Origin of the sequence: Noviherbaspirillum galbum, assembly GCF_010974945.1 — a bacterium.
GTDB lineage: Bacteria > Pseudomonadota > Gammaproteobacteria > Burkholderiales > Burkholderiaceae_D > Noviherbaspirillum > Noviherbaspirillum galbum.
This window is the reverse complement of sequence record NZ_JAAIVB010000011.1, coordinates 143,063-162,424: the sequence shown is the minus strand read 5'-3', so window position 1 is coordinate 162,424 and position 19,362 is coordinate 143,063. Positions and strand designations below refer to the sequence as shown.

Here is a 19,362-nt window from a genome sequence, read left to right as displayed (position 1 = left end):
CCGTCAGGAGAACGCATGGATATGGGCGCGGTGATGTCGATTTAGTGTTGGTTCTTCAGGTGCGGATGCTCCCAGGGGTACAGCCGCTTCTTTCCAAAAAAACACCTCCACCGATGCCGCTGCGGTGAACAGGCTCTTGTGCTGCTGCTGCAGGTAGTACGACGCGCAGCGCGGCAGGACAGCCAGCGTTTTCTCGTCAGGTTCGGCCTCGCAGTGGATCTCCAGCCCGGTACCCATTTCCCAAGGGCCGGTCGGGACCTGTCGGGTACGAATCTCGGCGATCGCTTTTCCCCAGCACGTCACGAAGTTGTTCTTGACGTCGTAGAGCGGGGTTCGCTTGACCAGGTCACGGGCCTGTCCTTCGGTGATTGGTTTCACCTTCAGGTCAGTCACGTCGACATGCCAGAGCTGCCAGGGAGCGCCGGTGCGATCAGGATGCATCGCCTCCAGAATCGCCATGCCTTCGCGGGCGGTAAAGCGACTGTCGAGCTGCACCAGGTTGGTCCCGTTAGGGCGGACGACCCACAGCATGCCGGTGGCGCACTTCCAGGTCTCCATGACCGAGCGGTCGATCTTATCCTTTAGCGCGTAAAACCTCGTCCTTCAGGGCGAGGATATAAGCGCCGGATGCGAAGCCTCCTTGTTTTTCCTTTGGCAATAGATATACTGTGCATACATACAGCCCTATGTCAATATGCCTACTCTGACCTCCTCAAAAGAGAAAGTTGTTCGCGTGCTGCGCCTGAGAATTAAGGACAAGCATGCCGCAGCGTTGCGGGACAAGGCATACTGGGTTAATCAAGTCTGGAACTATGTGAACGAGTTGTCCTTCAAGGTGTGGGAAAGAGAGCGCAAGTTCCTTTTAGGGTATGACTTCGCCACCTACACCAAAGGCGCCAGCAAGGCCGGGGTCGCTCTGCATTCGCAGTCCATTCAGGCAATCGCTGAGGAATATGCCAATAAGCGCAAGCAGGCCCGAAAGGTAAAACTGCGATGGCGTGTTTCAGGTGGTTCGCGCCGTTCTCTTGGTTGGATACCATTCAAAGCCACTGCTTTACGGTATCGCAATGGTCAGCTGTGGCTGTCGGGAATCGATAAGCCGCTAGGCCTTTGGGACAGCTATGGACTGAGCGGCTACGACCTCGGGACGGGAAACGTCAGCGAGGATGCGCGAGGGCGCTGGTACATCAACATTTGTGCCACGCCCAAGGCAAAACCGATGCAGCGGCCAACCCTGTTTTCCGACTCAGTCGGTGTTGATCTGGGTTTGAAAGACTTTGTCGCCACAAGTGATGGCGCTGTGATAGAAGCACAGAACCTGTATCGCGCTCTGGAAGCGAAGCTTCGGGTGGCCCAGCGCGCGAAGAAAACGAATGGGACGAGGGCCATCCATGCCAAGATCGCCAATCGTCGGAAGGATTTTCATCATCAATTGAGCCGCAGGTTAGTCGACAGCTATGCGGCGATCTTCATTGGCAATGTGAACGCGGCAGCACTGGCGAAAACACGGCTGGCAAAATCCGTGATGGACGCTGGATGGTCGCAGTTCCGTACCATGCTCAAGTACAAAAGCGCTTACGCGGGAGTGTGGTTCGAGGAGGTCAATGAAGCGTATTCCACCGTAACCTGTAGTGACTGTAAAAAGCGCACTGGCCCGATTGTCCGGGAAGGATTACGAATAAGGGAATGGACTTGCAGCGGATGCAGCGCGCATCACCATCGTGATGTGAACGCCAGCCGCAACATTCTCGCGCTCGGGCTTGGGCGTCTCGCAGGAGGAATCCCCGTCCTTACCGCGCAAGCGGCAGCCGAAGGCTGAGGTCGGGGAGGAAGTCAAAGAAGTCATCGAGGTAGTTCTTGAGAATGCCGTCAGGGGCCTCGACAATGGCCTGCATCTGGGCGAACAGGCCTTTGACGCCGCGTGCTTCCATGATCGCCGTCGCGGCTCTCGGGCGCGTAGGAAAGTAGCCCACAACCTTGTTGCCGATCTCGGCACACCATGCGGCATGTTCACCTGTGCCGCCGCCGGTGATGGCACCCATGCGGGAACCGTTCTCAGCCGGCACGTCGAAGCGGCCAGTGGCAAATTTCTCGAGCTTGTAGGGGATTGCTGCTGTGTTCATATCTATCTCCTTGGTATGTGGCGCATCGCCACGGTGGCAAAGTGATAGAGATACGCAGAAAAAAATACTGCTTTGCTAAGGAGCCAATCCGTATAATTGCCCATCAAACAACACATTAGGGGACGGAATGAACAGGAAAGTGGTCGTGGGCGGCATGGTCATCGTCGCAGGGCTGGCAGCGGCCAGCTATTTCAGTCCGTACATCACGCTCTACCAGATGCGCCAGGCGATGCAGGACAAGGATGGAGACCGGTTCTCCGACTTTGTCGACTTCCCTGCCCTTCGAGAAAGCTTCAAAGGTCAAATGATGGCGGCCATGAATACGCAGACAGAAAGCATGAAAGACAACCCGTTCGCGGCGTTTGGCGCAGGTCTGGCCACCATGCTTGTCGACAAGATGGTGGACTCTATGATTTCGCCGGCCGGCGTCATTGCCATGATGAAAACCGGCTCCACCAATCCGGTAAGTGCGCGGGTGGAAACGGCGACTGAAAATAATGCCGGCACAAGGTCTCCCGACTTCACGGTCCGCTACCACGGCTGGAACCGCGCGGTCGTGCACCTCGATGAGAATAAAAAGGACCGGGCGGCGTTTGTGTTGCGCCGGGAAGGCCTTTGGAGCTGGAAGCTCGCCGGTGTGCAGATGCCCGACAGCCTATTCAGCAAAAAATGAACGCATTGAGCGAAAGAAAAAGGCCGCATGACGCGGCCTTTGTTGTTTAGCGGTTGAAGCCAGATCAATTTACCTTCAGCTTGCCGCCCTTGCCCATACCGCCCTGGACGTCCTGCGCTACGTAATTGCGGGTCGCCTTGACGATATTATTGTAGGAGTCCATGAACGCCGCGACGAGCACTTTCCCCTGCGGGGTGTTCGTGAAGCCGCCGCCAGCCGCACCACCCAGTCCGCCAAGCATGCCCAGTCCACCGGCCATGTCCCAGTTCTTCGCCGAACCTTCAGCAGCGGCGAGCTGGATGCCCGAGCGGTTGTCTACCATCAGCAGCATCGTCGAGGCTTCATTGCTCTTGAGCGAGCCGGCCACGACTGCGCCCAGCGGACCAAGCAAACCGCCCGCCAGTGCACCAACGCCGCCCGTGCCCTTCGCATTGACCGTCACAGTCGGGCTAAGCGAATAGTCGGCAGCAACCATCTGGCCCTTGCCGTAATTGGAGCCGTTACGCAGTTCACCCTTTGCCTGCAGGTCACGTTCGGTGTTCATGTTGGCCATCGCGCGGCCGCGGTCGACCACGACGAAGCAATTGGATTGCTGCACGATCAGCCGGAGCACTGGAACCGTCGATTGCAGTCCGTATTGGGACATGAACAGCGGGAACCAGGGCTGATTGGTTTCCTCGACGATGGCAATGGTGCCCAGCGGCTTGTCGCATTTCTCCAGCTGCGAAGAGGCGTTCTGTGCGGCCGCGCCGCCTGCGGAGCCGGTGGCAACCGTTTTTGCGCCGCTGTCTCCCAGCTTGGGCATGGTGCCTTCGCAGCCGGTGATCAGCATTGCGGCGAAAAGCGAAACGATAATTTTGGTTTTCATAGTGACCTCTCCCTTGTGTTTGGTCGTATTGGACGGTTGGACGTCGCGTTTAAAAGTGGACTGCCTGACAAAAAGTATATCGCATGAAATCTTAGACGCAAATAAAAACTACAAAAAGAATTTGCGTTTGTGGTTCGCGCTACAGTACCGGGCTAACACTCGGTCGAGAAGAGATCCAATGTGCCTGTTTGAGCCTGGGGCAGCATCGCGGGTGACAGCCAGCCTCCGGTGTACCGGGAAGCTTGACTCAGCCGCGCGAGAAAAGCCGCGCGCTGGGCTTCGTCCAGTTGCCGATAGATGGCGAAGTCCTGCTCGAAGGCCGGCATGTGTTCCGGCTTGATGACGACGATCAGGTCCGTGGCCATGAATTCGCGCTTGAGGAAATCCGAATACCGCACATGGCGCAGGGTCACGACCGTGCCGATGACACTTTCCCGGGTCGTGTAGTCCAGCGTCATTGGTCGCCCTCCTCCCTCGGCTTGGTGTGGTCCGGGCTGATTCGAACGATCTGGCGCCGGTCGCCCATGATGTCACGCAGCTCGCGCACGGGCAGGTCGGTCATTTCGTGGATGTTGATCAGAAGCGCCGCGCCGACTGGGAGCCGGCCATGACGGATTTTGCTGATGACCGGAGCCGTGACCCGGAGCACGCGGCACAGGGCAGCATCGTTCTTCAGATTGAATCTTTTCTTTACGTAGTCGAGAAGTCGGTTCGGATCATATGGCGCAAGAGACCGGGCGGTGTTTTCGCCCTCGATCGGGCGATCCGCGCTTGGCTGCGCCCGGACTGACGATTCTTGAGGTTCCAGCATACTGCGCTCCTGAACTATCCTGATTTCGGCGCAGATTATCACGGAAGCTTTTTTTGAAATAATGATTTCCGCACAAAACGAAAAAACCGCCATTCCGGTGAAAGAATGGCGGCTTGTGGGTCAACAAGCGTCAGGAAAGGAAGTCCTGAGCCTGCTTGGCGTAGCGTTCTCTCGCCGATGATACTTCCGGTTTTACGAGGCCCGCCACGCCGTCGATGACCTGCTGGCGGATCTGGGCCTCGGTGAAACAGCGGTCCACGCCATCGGCGTAACGCTGGATTAAGCCTTTTGGCAGTGTCAGCTCCGTAGGGATTCCCAGCGCCACACCAGCGACGCCTCCCGCCATGTCGATCCCGGTCTGACCGCCGGACACGATTCGCTCAAGGCGGAGCCCCCTGTGCACCAGGTCTAGCACACGGTAGACATAGGCATTTGCGCGCGATTGCTCCCATCCATGCCTGGACAGCGTGCGGATGCCGTTGCCAGCAATGTTCAGGCAGCAGCCTGAACGACTAGCCAGTTCCCGCAGGATCGCTTGCGCAGCCGCCGGAATGTCCATCTCCAGCGGGATCCCGACATAGTTGGGAGTGGACGCTTTCCTGGTTAGCCGTTCGCCGGCCGTCGTGAAATCCACGGCGAAGGCAATGGTCAGATCACCTGTCGCGGCGTTGTGCCAGGTGCGCGGCGCGTAGTGCGGGCTCGCATGCTCGACAATGGTTAGGAGTTCGGGCGTCATGCGGACGTTACTTTGGTGGACTGAAGTGTGTAGGCATACTGTATTGCCAGGTCTCGCGCCTCGTCTTCGCTGTTTGAGAAAGGAAGATCGGCAATGCCGTCGGCGGCTGGTGTGCCATCTTGGGCGGAAATGAACCACTTGTCCAGATTGTGCGCTGGGATCGGCTTGCCTGCCTTGTCCAAGGTATAGACGTCGCCCACCCGGTACCACGACAAGCCGTGCGCCTTGGCAAGTGCCAACCCCTCCATCTTGTTGTCTTCGGCATCGGCACAGTGACCGCACTTGCCGTTCCATCCGTCGCCGTCGAGGACAGCTTCGCATTGACTGCATTGCTCGTCGTCGTCATGGTCATGAATGTCATAGTTGACGTTAGCCTGCGCTGGCAATTCGGTGACGAAATACAGCAGGCGGTTCACCCATGCCATGCCGTTGGTGATGGCAATGCCATGGTCTGTCGAAAGGGCTGTCCAGACGCGGTTTGGCTCGGCGACCGAGATCGCCAGCACGTGCTTGAGCTCGACACCGTACGTTTCGAACGCGGTGCCATTGAAATCGGCGCCTGGAACAAGATGGTTCGTGACCGGACGGAACTGCTCCTGCCATTCGGCGATGGTCATGGTGACGGCATAAGTGAGCGGAGTATCGAGAATGGTGCTGCAGGCGGCTTCTTGTACGGGTGTTGTCATTTGTGTTCTCCATTGGATGCATGCGTTATTGCATGGCGCAACGACATGTCTGGAAAAAACAATCCCGCCAGCTCGGTTGAGCATGGCGGGATGGGGATCAGGCGGCGGCCTTCATTTCGAGCAGTAGCGGCAGAGCCGGCGGCACGATCGGGGCATGCACCCAGGCTGGGGCGTCATACGGCAGTGGACCGGCCTGCCCCTCGTTTATCCACGGCATGACCACCGCAAAGAAGCGCTTGTCGAAGCAGGTCAGGAAGGACGCTGACGTTCCCGCGGCTTGGTTGGCCGTGACTTGCATCCAGCCACGGCTGTCGCCCAGGTCGATGACCGCCTTCTTGAAGCGCACCAGCAGCTCCGGGTCGATCTGGACGATGCCGCCGGCGGCCCGCTTGCCAATGATTTTGCGATACTCCGGATACCGGCCATTGACCATCTGGAAGTCGATGGTTTCCCCGTCGAAGCGGGCAACTGCCTTGACGTTACCGTCCTTGTCGGGGTCGTTGATGATGAATTCCACCTTGTTGTCACCGCGTTTCTTGGGCTTCATTTTGGCGATAACGTCATTGGGGATGATGTGCTGCTCGGACTGGCCGATCAGTTTCGGATCACCGACGTCCGGCAGGTGCAGCACGCCAAGGATGTGGCCGTCGGTTGCCACCAGGCGCGAGGACATCGCGCCGATCTCCAGCAGTACCCCGTTCAGGTAGTAACGGATGTCTGCCTTGGCGGCGAGACGGGAAACAGCGGTCATGTCATTGCGAAACAGAGTGATAGAACGCATGGGATTCTCCAGAAGATTGCCCGGCACCATTGCCAGAGCGGTCAGAGATGCGTTCGCAACAAAAAGAAAAAGGCCCCATCCGAGAGGATGAGGCCTTGTGGGGGTCAAGCATCACTTCGCAACGAGGTTTTCCCGCTGGAGGATGCCATTGGCTGCTGTCATGATCGTTGAGCGATCGCCCTTGTCGACACGATAGAGATAGGTCGTCTCCAACGCGGTTGCCAGCCCCGCTGCTTGCGAGGCCAGGTCATTGCCCTGAAGCTGAAGCACGCTTGCGGTCGACACCAGTACCCGGGAAGACAGGGTGACGCTGATGGAGTCTCCCTCGTCATAGGACTTGCGCACCGATTTCGCAAGCGACAGCAGGATCTCGATCATCTTCGGATCGAGCCGGGGCGCGGCCTGCGCGAGCAAGATGGCTTCTTCCTTCTCGCTCATGTAGTCGATTTCGATGCCCAGCGTAAAGCGATCCAGCAGCGAATCATTCTGACGCTTCGTGCCGCGGTAGTTTGCAGCCTTCACGCCATTGATGCCGTTGCCGGTACCGGCGACCCGGAAGTCTGGATGCGGGAACACCCGTTCACCCGTCTCGGGAATCAGGTACGCCTTGCCGTCGAGGATGCCGTTCAAGCCTGCCACGGTGTCGGGATGCAGGAAGTTGACTTCGTCCAGCAGCAGGATTCCGCCGCTGCGCATCGCAGACAGGATCGGCCCGTCCTGCCAGCCGGTGCTGCCGTCGGACTTCAGGGTGATGCGACCGATCATCTCCTGGAACTCCAGCGATCCCGTGCATTGTTGCCGGTACACTCCCCAGCCAAGACGAGCAGCCAGCTGCAGCACCAGGCTGGTCTTGCCGGATCCAGTCGGACCGGTCAGCAGCAGGTTTTTGCCGATACCAAGGAACCACAGTTGCGCGGTCTTGATGTGCTCCTTGCGAAACACGTACGGTTCCTTCTCCGGAGTGTCCGGGCCGGCAGGCTTCATCGGAAACTTCGCCAGATCGCGCTTGTTCTTTGGCAGGGGAATGCCGAACAAATCGTCGGCATAGCCAACAGTCGGCTGCGGCAGTGCCGTGACGTTGGCTACCATGGCAATTGCTGATGGCGGCGCCGGCCGTGGACGGCTCGACACCGTGAACGCGTCGTCACTCAAATCAAATACGTTGGAACCCACTTCGTTTCTCCTCAAAAGAATGCAGCCCATTGCTGCGGATGGCATTGCATCAGGAGATGGCGGAACAAAAATAAGAGGTGCCTCTTTTTTGTATCGACCGAAGGGGGTCAATGGAATCAGTGACTTAGCTCAAGTTATCCACAGCTTCTGTGGATAGTTGATATACCTCAACAAAACCCGCATGGCCAGGACGGCGCATGCGGGTGGAATTGTCAAGGGTCACGCGGCGACTTCGAACTGGGGAATGAGCTTGTCCCGATAGAGCCACAAGTGGAATTCCGCCTTCTTCGTGGCCTTGACCTTGTTGATCGTGGCACGGTCGGTGATGTTCAGGCCCTTCAACGTGGCTTCAGCTGCGTCGGCCATGGCTTGTGCCTGGACCCACAGGTTTGGCGGCGCGGTCACCTCGGTACCGTCCGCGCGCTTCAAACCCACGGCGTGATTGGCATAGGCCCGACCGCCCTTGTTCACCAGAGCGGAGAACGGGTTGAGCGTAAGGACCTCGCCGGGCGCGGCATTAAGCAGCTTCTGTGCAAGGCGCTGCGCAATTTCCGAGTCCGCATCGAGCGAGACAATGACGTTTCCCTCTTTCGCGTCGAATCCAATCCGGATTTTGTGGTACTCGTTGCCAGCGTCGTCCTTCGTCGTGGCCAGCTTGATGGATGACCATGCGCCGGTCACTGGCCTGGGCTTGACGCCGATGAGCTCGAGGTGGGAACGAGCCACCTCCGTCGCGCCGCCCTTGGTAAACCCGGTAAAACCCGATCGCCACGCGGCTTCGCCCACTTGTTCTGCTGCTTTCTTGAGTGCCGCATCGACCACGCTGTTGTTGACCGGCAGCAGCATGCCGGCGACGGTGTGGTAATGCATGAGGGTGGCAAGACCCATTTTTTTCTCCTGGGCGCTCTATGCGGATTGCATAGCAAGTGGATATGCGGGGAACAGGAAAACCTTTTCGTCGCGCCCACATCTCCCGTTGCCATGATTTTGTCGCAGGCAGCGACGGTTAACAAGGAGATTGATGTGATTCAGGACTACATGTTTTACAGCCATCCGAATCCGGATCAGGCGACCCCAAAGGTATGGGGCGGCGGAAGCGAAGTCAATGGTGGTGACTTACTGTTTTTCGGAGCAGCCGACAAGACGCTCAGCATGCAGGCAAAAGCGCGCCGGTACGTGCGCAACAAGGCTCCCGACAAGGTGCGGGATGGCTATCGCGAAGTCATCCGGCTCAACCAGATCGACAAAGCCGATGCAGTGGCGCTGACGAACCAGATCGCCAAGGCCATTGTCGATTGTGTGCGCACACGGCAGGTCGACATGAAAGACGTTCCAATGGAGCACCGCAGCGAGGTGGCAGCCTTCTTCCGCCGCGAGTATCCAAATGCCGTGCTGGTGAATATGCTGGCGCAGTCGCTCGCACCGAAGATCAAGCCGATCGCCGCTGCGGAACCCGGGCTGACTAAACTCATCCGGGACGTCCAGTCGAAACAGGAGGCCGCGCCCGTGACGGACCTATCCTGGTGAACGATGGAGCTGCCGATCCCCAATGGGACGGCAGCTTTTTTGCGCCCATTTCCCCAAGTTGAAAAATAATCACAAACGCATTGTATAAATTCAAAATGCGAATTAATATGGTTCCAAGGTCGCTCGGATGAGCCGAGCAATGACAAAACTTGGAGAATCAGCAAAAATGTACACGACAGCACAACCCATCCGCAAACGCTTGACGACGCCCATCCTTCCGCCGCCGACTGCTGACACGCCCAAGCTGCGCGCCATGCCGGAGTATCGTCTCGAATCGATGCACGCGATCGAGAGCCTGATCATGCGCTCGAAGATGACCGCGGACCAGTTGATGGAAATCCTGCAGGCCGGCCGCGCCATCTGGTTGAGCAATCCCGAGCGGCACTGGCAGCACCGCGCATACCTGCTGCTGTATTCCACACTCGACCAGGCCTTCTATGTCGTCATCGTTGCCTGCGACCCGGGAAAGAAGACCGGCTCGCTGGTGACGGTGCTGACCCAGCAGCAGTATGAAAACGACCGCGGCGCGATCTGCAAGTACGAACTGCTGCGCGCGCTGCGCTCGAGCGATGCCACCGACGAGCAGGTCAAGCAGTTCCGTTATACGCTGGCACCATCTCGCCGCGAATTGAGGTCACAGGCGAAGTGGGAAGAAAAGCTGGCCGCCCGCGCCCGCCGGGTGACGGTGGTGATCGACTACGTCACGCTGACCGGTGTGTTCGAGCGCATCGAAATTTCCAATCCCCCCGGCCAGGACAGCGAAGCTGTGGAAGCGGATTTGACTTGCCTGGTGAACCAGCCCGGCTTTGCCGAGTGGATCGATGTCGAGTCCGCCAAAAAAGGCGTGGTCGCCCGCGAGATCCTCGGTCTCAAGGCACGTCGCGGCAACGGCGAGCTGGTGACGTTGCTGTCTGCGGCCTGACCGCCATGCGCCGATCTCAAACGAATCGGAATTGACTGGTTACACCCCCGTCAATTCCGATCCCCTCACTTCACCCGCTTCACCCTGATCCCGTATTCCCCGCTCTGCCCGACGAAGTTCTGCCCCATTGCAAGGGCAACCGTTGTCCCGCCGCCGCCCTTTGCCACCTTCGGCAGATCCACGGTGCAGTCGCCGCTGCTAACAGTTTCCATTGCCAGTAGCTCTGACGTCTGCCATTCGAGCGTGACACTGTCCGGCGCGTCGTCGAACGTCATGCGCAGCGAATTGCCTGTGGTGAGCTCGCCCGGCGTGACGCGCGTCGATTTGTCAGCTGCCTGGCAGTCCTTTGCATAGCGGTGCACATGGTTGTAGCTGAATGGGGTAGCAAAATTTTCCCGCGCATAAACCATCGCAGTCAGCACATTCTCAGCGTTTTTCGTAAACTGGACTTCGAATTGCCGCTCGTCTGATTGCGCCATCGCCTCAGAGGCGCAAACCATTGAGACGGCGAGCAAAAGATTTTTCGTAGCATTCATCTTGTTGTCCTTTCTTGGATGGTTTGCCCAGTGCGCCCGTCAGTTAGGCCGCGGCGATCTTGTTCGCCAACTGGTATCCGGAGCCGAGCAGCATGCGCGCCGCGCGCCGGTATTCGGATGGCGTGGCGAACTGGGCGTCAGGCAGCTCCACGGGCCCGATGGGCACCTGCAGCATGTCGGGCTGATCCTTGTGCCAGAGTTGATCGTCCGAATTGAGCATCTGCTTATCCGCATCGATCAGCACTACGGAACCATCCTCGAACGGCGTGCTGTTGGTGGCCTCGAGTGTCTTGCCGGCATACTCATGCGGCGCCGTGACGGGAAAGCGGACCTTGAAGGTCATCTGGTTGGACGTCAGCGACTCGTCCCATGGCCGGTTGACGATGATGACGTTGGCGGCTTCCGTGAATCCGGCTTCCAGAAGCGCTGGCAGCACCTCTTCCCAGGCCAGATCCTTGTTGGTTTCGGCCACGCGCCGGATGACCAGGTTGGCGGCGTCTTCGGGAAAGGCCATGGTTTTCGGGGCAAGGAGAACATGCTGGCGCTCGGGGTCGCCAGAGATCGAATGGAGGACGACGATTTGCATGGTGGCTGATAGGGGTCAGGTTAAGGGCGAAACGCCCGACCAAACAATTCTGCCGCGAAATTGAAAAATGAAATAATGATTTTTGGTAAAGCCGACTTCAATTCATCATTTTTTAATAATTCCAGCAGCCCATTCGCGGAGGCGGTCCAAGATATTTTGAGGGGGCAGTTTGTAGTCGCTGCGCCACCAGAGTTCCGTCGGCCTGAGTGCAAGTGTTCGTTCGCTGGAGGCGCGATTCGCTTGCTCCTGCAGTTCGTTCGCTAAACGGGACACGACCTGTGAATTGGCGATTCTGTCCGAAATATTGGACGGAACTCCGACTAGAACAATCGAGGAAATGGGGAATTCCATCAGACCGCGAGGATTGCGGTTGACGCACAGCCACTCATTGCTTTCCATCGGCCCGTCCAACAAATCAGAAACCAATAAAACATCATCTATAGCCCAAGCACGGCTAAGGTGCAACGTGCCGTACCGTTGAGTCGCAGTTGTCGACCACCCGCTCACAATATCGACGTCCATTGAGATAGATGCTAAGCCCGCACGTTCTGCGGCCAACGCAAGTGCTGGGTAGAGCTCAATGTTGTCTACTGCTCGATTCGCAGTCAGGTATTGCGACCTTGCATCTATTGGCGCAATCGCACGCTCAAGACATATCGAAGGTGATTTATACAACGCGGACAATATCTGTTGGCTTTGGGACGTGATGTGGTTTAACTCGGCGCTTAAATTGGCGAGTTCGTCGTCGGTATACTTGTCTAGGAGATCAACAGCATCCTGGTGACCCTTATTTCCCCCGTCAACACTTCTGTCCGGCCGTGTCGGGAAGCGGATTACACCAAAATTGCGTGCTGCAAGATATGTAAGAACAATCGCATGCGGTGTCAACCGGTCATGCCATACACCGAGTAAAAGTTTCCGCATTTCGGGTGAAATCGCTATCTTGTTGATTCCGCGGAGTGAGGGATGCTTTCCGGTTGCCATAGCGTTGTGGTCTTTCGTACTGTTTGTGATCGTGTTGGTGCCACGAAGAATAGCCCGCAAGGTCGCGATCCTATTTGTTTTTCTCTAAATCAATCAAGAATCCGGCTTCTCTATTTGTCAGCATGGAAACCGGCATGCGTAGATCCATTTTCTGCATAATGCGTTCGCAGAACTGCTGGCGCTTGATCCGCTCGAACATCGAATAGCTCACGGCCGCATGCACGTCGGCCAGGAACGCCAGTTCTGCATCGACCAGGTCGCGCACTTCGGCTGGCGTCATGGTGAGCGCCTTGGCTGGCGCTTCTTCATACTTGCGCTGCAGCTGGAAGGGCCGGAACCGCTTCTGTTTTGGGATGTCACGCGGCATGCTCTTGCCTCATTACGGAAGGTCGGTCCATTCTGTGACCGTGAAATCGCCCGCCTTCAGGGCCAGCATTTCCCGGTTCGGAAATACCCCGGCCACCGTGCCATCGCTGTTTGTCCAGGCCTCCAGCGTCATGCCGGTCACTGCGATCTGCGGCATGTCGTTCTCGAAAAGCACGATTCCCACGCCCACAACCAGTTCCGGCACCACCGTCTTGATCATGCGAATGCGTTTAGGAACCCGGCGTCCGTGGGGATAGCTGCTTGTGCGTTCATGGATGGCGGGGCAGTCGACCACGTCGGTATTCGGCTCACGCTCGATGGTCGCACCGTAAGCGGATAACGCCCGGATCAAAGCCGGATGGCGGCCGTGCTCGGCAATGGCGTGGCGCAGGTCTGCCTCGCTCCACCATTGCAGACTTTCGCCTTCGCAATCGATCACGAGAACCCGCGCCGCATCCATTTCCTGCGCTCGCCGTGACGCGCTGAAATGGGTAAATCTGAAGTCAAGCATCAGGTTCTCTTTTCTTTTCTGCCGTGGACATGCGCCGCATTGGCGCGCACCAGCGTGCCGCAGCGAGGGCATTGATAACCCGGTGCGAAGCTGATGGCCTTGAGTCCCAGGTCACGCCGGGCCGGCCGGGCATGGCCAAACATTCGGCATAACAATTCGCTGATCATGCGCCCTCCTCTTCCCTCATCTTGCGCTCGACTCGCCGGTCTTCCAGCCGCCGGCGGCTGTCTACCTTCCTTTGAATCTGCTGCCGGTAAAGCTCCATGTCGGGCATGGGACAGGTTGCCAGTTCCTTGAGTGTGGCAGACTGTTGTGGTGGTTTGGACGTCTTGTACGCAGGCATGTATATTCCTCAATACGGTGCGGCCGAAGGGTGGCGCAGAACAGCTTCGGGTGGTGCGATGACGACTTTGGCAGGAGACGCTAAGCGCTGATGCCGATGCGGCTCGAGCGGGAAATCTCCGAGAAGTCGCACCGCAATCCGGGACTCGGCTTCTCCCAAGTGGTAAAACCATCGCGTGACAGCTTCACTGAAACGCTGGGAATACAGCTCGTAGAACTGGCCACAACCAGTAATGGCGTCCAGGTTCAATTGCTTGAGTTCGGCGAGTAACTGTTCCTCAGTACGCGGATGCACTTCCTGCTCGCGCTTTCGCCAACCATCTACCCAAGCCATGAATAAAATAGGCTCGTCGGAGATGAACAAAGAGACGCGCTGCGCGGGGTGGGTCTCGTACCCGCACTGTTGAGCCAGGTCCTCGGCCAATTGTCGGTGCAGGCCGCGGTAGTAGAGTACCCGTGAAGCAGCCAATGCCATGCGAGCCTCAAAGGCCAAGTCCATTTTCCCAACTGCGGTATTCGCCTTCCCATTCATCCACGCCCTTATTCGGACTGGCGCGTACGATTTCGCGCCCCAACGCCGGGAACATTACCTGAAGAATGGTTTTTGAAATAATGATTTTTTTGTCGTCGTGGCTTGGCCGATGGCTTCTTGTCGAGCGTTCGTCTATGGACGCTGCACGAAAGCTAACTCTGGATCAGTTGCACGTCTAATCAAATTCCTTACAGAGGCAGGCCCGAAGAGTAGTCACGTCACGATGCACACATTCGAGGACACCCTCCAGCAACGTATCAAGTTGCCCTTTCGTCGATCGGAAGCAATGTGGCTCGATGAGGTAAGTAGGTAGCCGCAGGGCTGTTCCCGCTACGGCGCCTGCCCACCCCGCGCCAGGCATGAGGTCCGCGTACACTGCATCAAGCCCGGCAACGGCGTGGGTGTAAGCGAGCAACTCGTAGAGAAACAAGTTGAGTACTTCCTGCTTGACAGGATTCATCGTAATTCCGAAAGCCTCCGAGGCGAGATAGACACCGTGGAACGGGTGAAGACGCAGTGCATGGATCACGTGCTCAACGTGGTCTGGGAATTCGGCGTCCAGCGGGATGATGACTTGATGATATGAACTGAATGTTGCCTGAATCGGCGCGAGGTCAATAGAGAGCGTGGTGAGCCGGATTCGCAGACTAGGAGAGTGTCTAGAGACAATGTCTACAGGCGTGGCGCGCACCAAGCTGTCATCAAGCGATGAAATGATTTGAGTCGACATGTAGGACACCCTTTAGACCACATTTGAGCGTAGTTAAAGTTAGTGCAACATGGCGCAGACTTCAAAAAAATTCCGTTTGTCCAACTAAAATGACGAATTTCGTCACGGTCAGGTCGGCCCTCGAAGAGCAGATTGAAGCGTTTGCACTGTTTTGGGATAGGGCGTACTGGAGTTCAGGGACGCGCACCGGTGAAACTTACTCGACTTGGCAAGTAAGTGCGTCGCTTTGGTCGCTTGGCGTCGCCAACTCATCCGAACAGCGGAACTGCAGGTTGGGCGGCGTCAGGATTACATCCCCACGGATAACAACCCGATCCAGTGGCAACGGCGTGACGCCGGCAAAGCGAAAACGAAATCCGTTCCAGTCGATCCATCCTGGCACAGTGAAGGAATCAGAGGTCTCAATGTTCGGACCGAGCTCATAAGGCAATCCAAGCAGGCAGAGGGCGGGCACAATTACTCCCTTCCGTTTGCGCATCCAGCGCGTTTGGATATCGAAGAAAAAAGCCCGGAGATGAATCGGGCAAACCCCAGCAGGGGAAACTAGTCTGGGGTGGGACGAAACCCAGTCTGGTTGCACAGGTCACCGCGTGACTGAGAGGATAGGCATGGCCGCAAAGGGCGGAATGCGGAATTGGGCATGTTGTCTCCTCGATAGACGAATTCTCGTTGACGATTGCAATAAGGCGGACGTGCCGTCATTTAGGCCAATTCACACGTCCATCTGGGCTCGTCAATTTCGATAAGTATTGGCATCGAAACAGGTAAACGCAAGAACAATTGACGATACTGATTGCGCTTGGACAGGTCAATCTAGTTCATTAATTTGACGGGGGACGGTTTTGTCTAGTTCAGACCTAGGATTAAAACCTGTTCAATCGACTTGTAGATTCTAAGAGGCAACTTTGTCTATGTTAAAAAAACTGGGAATTTAACTAAAATTTTTTAGCTTCCATGGTCTTGTTGAGCCTCTTTGAAGCAAAGGCGGTCCAAGATCCGGTTGTCGTGGTCATCCTTTGAAGTAAAAGTACCCGAATTTCGGAAGCGAAAGTGGCACCGGCCGACCGGCCGGAAGTAAATGTGCCCGAATCAGACGCTTGAAGGAATTAGGACGGTCTCTTTTCCAACCACTTTGTAAGTGTCTCTTTGAGTTAGGGCCGATCGTCCTTTGACGCGCCCACGCCGGCAGCGCTTGTGACATATCGGCGCAGTTCGTCTGAAATCGCCTGGTGTGTCGTGATTCGCGCTTGCAGGCTGACCATCTCCAGTTCGAGTGCCCGGGACTGCGAGACGGCGGCATCGACCGCCGCAGACTTCTGCGCGAGGCTCTCAGTCAGGAGTTGAATCTGCTTGTCACGGCCGCGCAGTTGCTCGTCTAGCATTGTCGCGCGCTGATCCGCACCGGTCAGCGCCTCGACCTTCTGTTCCAGCTGCCGTAGTTGGGTTTGTGTGTCGTAGAGCACTTTTTGCGCATGCGACAGGTCTGACACCAGGCGCACGCCATCCTGATTCAGCCGGGTCACTTCCTCCTGCTTGACGCTGATCGTCTGATTCGCCATGCGCAATTCCGCCTGAAGCTGTTGGACCTGCTGTTCGTGGCGGCTGGCTTCCTGCTCGCGCTGGGTGACAACCGACTGGCGGTAGTGCTCCAGCGCTTCGCGCGCATGGCGGTGCTTTTCCTCCAGCGATTGGCGGTGCGCCTCGTTTTCGGCAAGCCGCTCCATGAGATCTGCGGCATGCTGCTGGGCAGTGTGCCGGGCGACAGTTTGCTGATGCAGTTCCTCGCGCGTGGTAGCGTGTGCCGATCTCTCCAGCGCCAGGTCAGTTTCCAGCCGCTCGATGGCGGCCCGCATGGTGCTGACTTCGTGCTGAAAACCTGCGACCGCTTCGGCGTGGCGCTTCTCCTGCGCCTGCTGCTCGGTGCGCATGTTGGCGACCTCGACCATGGCTTCTTCATGGAGGCGGGCCGCCAGCCGCATGACCAGGTCCTGCAGTTCCTCGCTCAGCGAACCCCGGTTGGCGGGGCGGTCGCCCTCCTCTTCTTCCAGCTCGCGCAAGTACTTGTGGATCGTCGTCTTCGACCCGGTATTGCCCAAGGCGATGCGAACGGCATCCACGGAGGGGTGCAACCCCTTGGCGATAAGGGCGTCCCGTGCTTTCTCGTACGGTGAAGTAAAACTGCCCGGTTTTATGAAGCAATCGTGACAATCCCCGTCATCAATGAAGCAAAAGTGCCAATTTGCGTCAATCCATCCATTACTTCTGGAGTTCTTCGTTTTGAACCTGGAGGGTCTGAAGGCGATAATTGGCAAAGGGGTCGGCAGCGTCGACATAGCGCATTGCCGACTGCACGTTCCGCCAGCCGACGTATTCCATCAACGTCTTCATGTCCCAGCCGTTCGACGTCGCCCAACTGGCAAAGCCCCGTCTCAGCGAGTGCCCGCTATACAGTTCGGAGGACGGGATACCGCTGTTTTTCAGCATTTTGCGTAGTACCGGAATCAGGCTGTCGATACATAGTGCTTCGTCACTGACATGCCCCCAACGGTCAATTCCCCTGAATACCGGGCCATTCTCTAATTGTGATGCGCAGATCCATTCAAGGTAAGCCTCCACCGGACACAGCCTGGAAAGCGCGGGCGCCTTGAAGGTCGTCCCCTGGTAGGTACGATCCCCTTTTGTCTGCGGAAAATAGCAAGTCATGCCTTCACCGGCGACCGCTTGAACGTGTTCGATCCGCAGTCGAGTGAGTTCGTCACCCCGAAATCCCCGCCAGAACCCCAGCAACAGAAGCGCCTTGTCCCGCCGATGGCGCAATTCGGCCGAGCGCTTGCCTTCGTCCCGGGCTTTCACAATGGCGGTATCGAGCCAATTGGTCACTTGCTCCAATTGATTCAGCTGCAAGGGTTTGGCACGCTTCTCCTGCGCCGGGTGCAGCGCCTGAATCCCACGCAGGACCTTGCGCACAACAGGCGTCTTCGTCGGATCGGGAAATCCCTGTTCGATATGCCACTGCGCCAGGGCTGCCAGCCGATGACGCAACGTGTTCACCGACAGCGTTTCGGCATGGTGGGCGAGATAGCGCGCGACGCTATCGGCAGTAGCTGGCAAAAAGCCGCCCCATTCGACCTCGAAGTGACGGATCGCAGACTGATAGCTTTGCCGTGTATTACTGCGGGTGGCCGCTTCAAGGTACTGGTCGAGTTTATCCATCATGTAATTCTGCGTCGGGCCCAAACCGGGTATTACGCCTAAGATACCCCAAAATTGGGTCTGCCAAGGGGATCAAATTGGATAAAGTTGTATTATCCAAATATAGAATAAGGACTAAAAGTATGCTTAATCGGTATTAAAGTACCATGTAATAAGCGTTACAATAGGCATTACGAAAAAAAACCGGACACTTTCTCTATGGCTAGGACTGGAATCTACAAAACCGACGTTCGAAAGGCCCGCGATACGTTGCTTGCTCAGCGCATCAATCCTTCGGTGGACGCGGTCCGGGTCGCCCTTGGCAACACCGGTTCCAAAACCACCATTCATCGTTATCTTAAAGAGCTCGAGGAAGAGGACGGGGGAGGAAAAGACATCAAGTCCTCCATTAGTGAAGCACTGCAGGATCTGGTCGAACGACTTGCGGCGCGATTGCATGAAGAGGCAAGCCTCCAGATTGACGCGGTACGTGCTGAACAGCAGGCTTCCGAGCGGCGTCATGCCGACGCCTTGATGGCCGCCAAACAAGAATTCATCGAACTGCAAAACCGCTTCCAGCAGCTGGAAGAATTGCTGTCCGCCGAAAAAGCAACCCATGCCGCGACAAGTGAAGCGCTGCAGCAGGAGACGATCGCCCGCCATACCGCCGAGCAGCATGCGACCGACCTGAAGGTGCGCCTGACCGAAAATGAGGCTCACCGGCAGTCGCTGGAAGAGAAGCATCGCCATTCTCGCGAGGCGCTTGAGCATTACCGTCAATCAGTCAAGGACCAGCGAGAGCAGGACCAGCGCCGGCATGAACAGCAAGTGCAGCAGTTGCAGGCAGAATTGCGCCAGGCGCAGCAGACAGTCGTCGTCCGCCAGGAAGAAGTCACGCGACTGAATCAGGAAGGCGCGCGGCTGGTGTCAGACCTGTCCCATGCGCAGAAATCGCTGTACGACGCCCAGGGACAAATTCGCCGCCTGGAGCAGAAAATTGACAGTTTGCAGGCATTCGAACAACGTGCCGCGCAGCTTTCAGCGCAATTGGAGCAGCGCGATCAGCAGGTGCTGCAACTCAGGGAGAAGCAAAATCAGGCAGTCACCAATGCTGAGCAGCTGGCTGCACAGGTTCATGGGCTGCAACTGGAACTGGCGACTGTGCAGGCCAAACTCGCCGCCCAGCAGGAGATGACCGATACCCTGCGTACCTATTTGCAAAAAGCTATTCCATCTAATCTCAACGCCCCCGCAGAGCCCGATACCCTATCGAACAGGTGACC

General features: G+C 57.2%; 26 protein-coding genes. 5 read left to right on the top strand and 21 right to left on the bottom strand.

Annotation, left to right across the window (positions count from 1 at the left end; genetic code table 11):
- Window positions 1-3 precede the first annotated feature (3 nt).
- Window positions 4-558 (bottom strand): hypothetical protein, encoded by a 555-nt coding sequence (locus G3574_RS03950; RefSeq protein ID WP_163960714.1) that lies wholly within the window; start codon window positions 556-558, stop codon window positions 4-6.
- Window positions 559-694: 136 nt separating this feature from the next.
- Between G3574_RS03950 and G3574_RS03945 the strand changes: the two genes are divergently transcribed.
- Complete coding sequence (locus G3574_RS03945; RefSeq protein ID WP_163960713.1) at window positions 695-1,819, top strand: RNA-guided endonuclease InsQ/TnpB family protein; 1,125 nt, start codon at window positions 695-697, stop codon at window positions 1,817-1,819.
- Here G3574_RS03945 and G3574_RS03940 read toward each other — a convergent pair.
- A complete protein-coding gene (locus tag G3574_RS03940) occupies window positions 1,791-2,123 on the bottom strand; it encodes a hypothetical protein (RefSeq protein WP_163960712.1) in 333 nt (110 codons plus the stop codon). The two genes, G3574_RS03945 and G3574_RS03940, sit on opposite strands and share 29 nt — an antisense overlap.
- 127 nt (window positions 2,124-2,250) lie before the next feature.
- Between G3574_RS03940 and G3574_RS03935 the strand changes: the two genes are divergently transcribed.
- Window positions 2,251-2,796 (top strand): DUF2939 domain-containing protein, encoded by a 546-nt coding sequence (locus G3574_RS03935; RefSeq protein WP_163960711.1) that lies wholly within the window; start codon window positions 2,251-2,253, stop codon window positions 2,794-2,796.
- A 64-nt stretch (window positions 2,797-2,860) separates the two neighbouring features.
- On the opposite strand, the gene G3574_RS03930 is transcribed toward G3574_RS03935, so the two are convergent.
- The 8 genes from G3574_RS03930 to G3574_RS03895 form a co-directional block, all read right to left on the bottom strand.
- Complete coding sequence (locus G3574_RS03930) at window positions 2,861-3,664, bottom strand: CsgG/HfaB family protein (protein WP_163960710.1); 804 nt, start codon at window positions 3,662-3,664, stop codon at window positions 2,861-2,863.
- A 152-nt stretch (window positions 3,665-3,816) separates the two neighbouring features.
- Complete coding sequence (locus G3574_RS03925; protein ID WP_163960709.1) at window positions 3,817-4,122, bottom strand: hypothetical protein; 306 nt, start codon at window positions 4,120-4,122, stop codon at window positions 3,817-3,819.
- On the bottom strand, window positions 4,119-4,475 hold the full coding sequence (locus G3574_RS03920) for a hypothetical protein (protein WP_205609654.1): 357 nt from the start codon (window positions 4,473-4,475) through the stop codon (window positions 4,119-4,121). The genes G3574_RS03925 and G3574_RS03920 overlap by 4 nt, the downstream gene beginning before the upstream one ends.
- A gap of 130 nt (window positions 4,476-4,605) precedes the next feature.
- The gene (locus G3574_RS03915; protein ID WP_163960708.1) at window positions 4,606-5,211 is read right to left on the bottom strand and encodes a hypothetical protein; all 606 of its coding nucleotides are present in this window, start codon (window positions 5,209-5,211) and stop codon (window positions 4,606-4,608) included.
- Window positions 5,208-5,897 carry a hypothetical protein gene (locus G3574_RS03910; RefSeq protein WP_163960707.1) on the bottom strand — a complete coding sequence of 230 codons (690 nt, stop codon included), beginning with the start codon at window positions 5,895-5,897 and terminating at the stop codon, window positions 5,208-5,210. Before G3574_RS03910 ends, G3574_RS03915 begins: the two co-directional genes overlap by 4 nt.
- Window positions 5,898-5,994: 97 nt before the next feature.
- On the bottom strand, window positions 5,995-6,678 hold the full coding sequence (locus G3574_RS03905) for a DNA polymerase III subunit beta family protein (protein ID WP_163960706.1): 684 nt from the start codon (window positions 6,676-6,678) through the stop codon (window positions 5,995-5,997).
- A gap of 111 nt (window positions 6,679-6,789) precedes the next feature.
- Window positions 6,790-7,896 (bottom strand): ATP-binding protein, encoded by a 1,107-nt coding sequence (locus G3574_RS03900; RefSeq protein WP_163960705.1) that lies wholly within the window; start codon window positions 7,894-7,896, stop codon window positions 6,790-6,792.
- A gap of 174 nt (window positions 7,897-8,070) precedes the next feature.
- Complete coding sequence (locus G3574_RS03895; protein ID WP_163960704.1) at window positions 8,071-8,739, bottom strand: hypothetical protein; 669 nt, start codon at window positions 8,737-8,739, stop codon at window positions 8,071-8,073.
- Between the two features lie 135 nt (window positions 8,740-8,874).
- Here G3574_RS03895 and G3574_RS03890 point away from each other — a divergent pair, with 135 nt between their 5' ends.
- Together G3574_RS03890 and G3574_RS03885 are read left to right on the top strand one after the other, a co-directional pair.
- Window positions 8,875-9,378, top strand: coding sequence for a hypothetical protein (locus G3574_RS03890; RefSeq protein ID WP_163960703.1), 504 nt, complete (start codon window positions 8,875-8,877; stop codon window positions 9,376-9,378).
- A 166-nt stretch (window positions 9,379-9,544) separates the two neighbouring features.
- Window positions 9,545-10,300: a hypothetical protein gene (locus G3574_RS03885; RefSeq protein WP_163960702.1), complete on the top strand. Its 756-nt coding sequence runs from the start codon at window positions 9,545-9,547 to the stop codon at window positions 10,298-10,300.
- A 65-nt stretch (window positions 10,301-10,365) separates the two neighbouring features.
- Here the strand turns inward: G3574_RS03885 and G3574_RS03880 are convergent, their stop codons facing one another.
- From G3574_RS03880 to G3574_RS03830, 11 genes are all read right to left on the bottom strand, one after another.
- A complete protein-coding gene (locus G3574_RS03880; protein ID WP_163960701.1) occupies window positions 10,366-10,836 on the bottom strand; it encodes a hypothetical protein in 471 nt (156 codons plus the stop codon).
- 43 nt (window positions 10,837-10,879) lie between these two features.
- Window positions 10,880-11,422 (bottom strand): hypothetical protein, encoded by a 543-nt coding sequence (locus G3574_RS03875; protein WP_163960700.1) that lies wholly within the window; start codon window positions 11,420-11,422, stop codon window positions 10,880-10,882.
- 105 nt (window positions 11,423-11,527) lie between these two features.
- Window positions 11,528-12,406 (bottom strand): hypothetical protein, encoded by an 879-nt coding sequence (locus G3574_RS03870; RefSeq protein ID WP_163960699.1) that lies wholly within the window; start codon window positions 12,404-12,406, stop codon window positions 11,528-11,530.
- Between the two features lie 70 nt (window positions 12,407-12,476).
- Entirely contained in the window at window positions 12,477-12,773 is a 297-nt protein-coding gene (locus G3574_RS03865) for a hypothetical protein (protein ID WP_163960698.1), read from the bottom strand.
- A gap of 12 nt (window positions 12,774-12,785) precedes the next feature.
- Window positions 12,786-13,283, bottom strand: a complete 498-nt coding sequence (locus G3574_RS03860; RefSeq protein ID WP_163960697.1) for a hypothetical protein — start codon at window positions 13,281-13,283, stop codon at window positions 12,786-12,788.
- On the bottom strand, window positions 13,283-13,450 hold the full coding sequence (locus tag G3574_RS03855; RefSeq protein WP_163960696.1) for a hypothetical protein: 168 nt from the start codon (window positions 13,448-13,450) through the stop codon (window positions 13,283-13,285). Before G3574_RS03855 ends, G3574_RS03860 begins: the two co-directional genes overlap by 1 nt.
- The gene (locus tag G3574_RS03850; protein ID WP_163960695.1) at window positions 13,447-13,626 is read right to left on the bottom strand and encodes a hypothetical protein; all 180 of its coding nucleotides are present in this window, start codon (window positions 13,624-13,626) and stop codon (window positions 13,447-13,449) included. Before G3574_RS03850 ends, G3574_RS03855 begins: the two co-directional genes overlap by 4 nt.
- 9 nt (window positions 13,627-13,635) lie before the next feature.
- Window positions 13,636-14,100, bottom strand: a complete 465-nt coding sequence (locus G3574_RS03845) for a hypothetical protein (RefSeq protein ID WP_163960694.1) — start codon at window positions 14,098-14,100, stop codon at window positions 13,636-13,638.
- 232 nt (window positions 14,101-14,332) lie between these two features.
- Window positions 14,333-14,887 carry a hypothetical protein gene (locus tag G3574_RS03840; protein ID WP_163960693.1) on the bottom strand — a complete coding sequence of 185 codons (555 nt, stop codon included), beginning with the start codon at window positions 14,885-14,887 and terminating at the stop codon, window positions 14,333-14,335.
- Window positions 14,888-16,038: 1,151 nt separating this feature from the next.
- Window positions 16,039-17,079 (bottom strand): DNA-binding protein, encoded by a 1,041-nt coding sequence (locus tag G3574_RS03835; protein ID WP_328804718.1) that lies wholly within the window; start codon window positions 17,077-17,079, stop codon window positions 16,039-16,041.
- Between the two features lie 64 nt (window positions 17,080-17,143).
- Complete coding sequence (locus G3574_RS03830; protein ID WP_235952971.1) at window positions 17,144-18,103, bottom strand: site-specific integrase; 960 nt, start codon at window positions 18,101-18,103, stop codon at window positions 17,144-17,146.
- 195 nt (window positions 18,104-18,298) lie between these two features.
- Here G3574_RS03830 and G3574_RS03825 point away from each other — a divergent pair, with 195 nt between their 5' ends.
- Window positions 18,299-19,360, top strand: a complete 1,062-nt coding sequence (locus G3574_RS03825; protein WP_163960691.1) for a DNA-binding protein — start codon at window positions 18,299-18,301, stop codon at window positions 19,358-19,360.
- The last annotated feature ends 2 nt before the right edge of the window (window positions 19,361-19,362 follow it).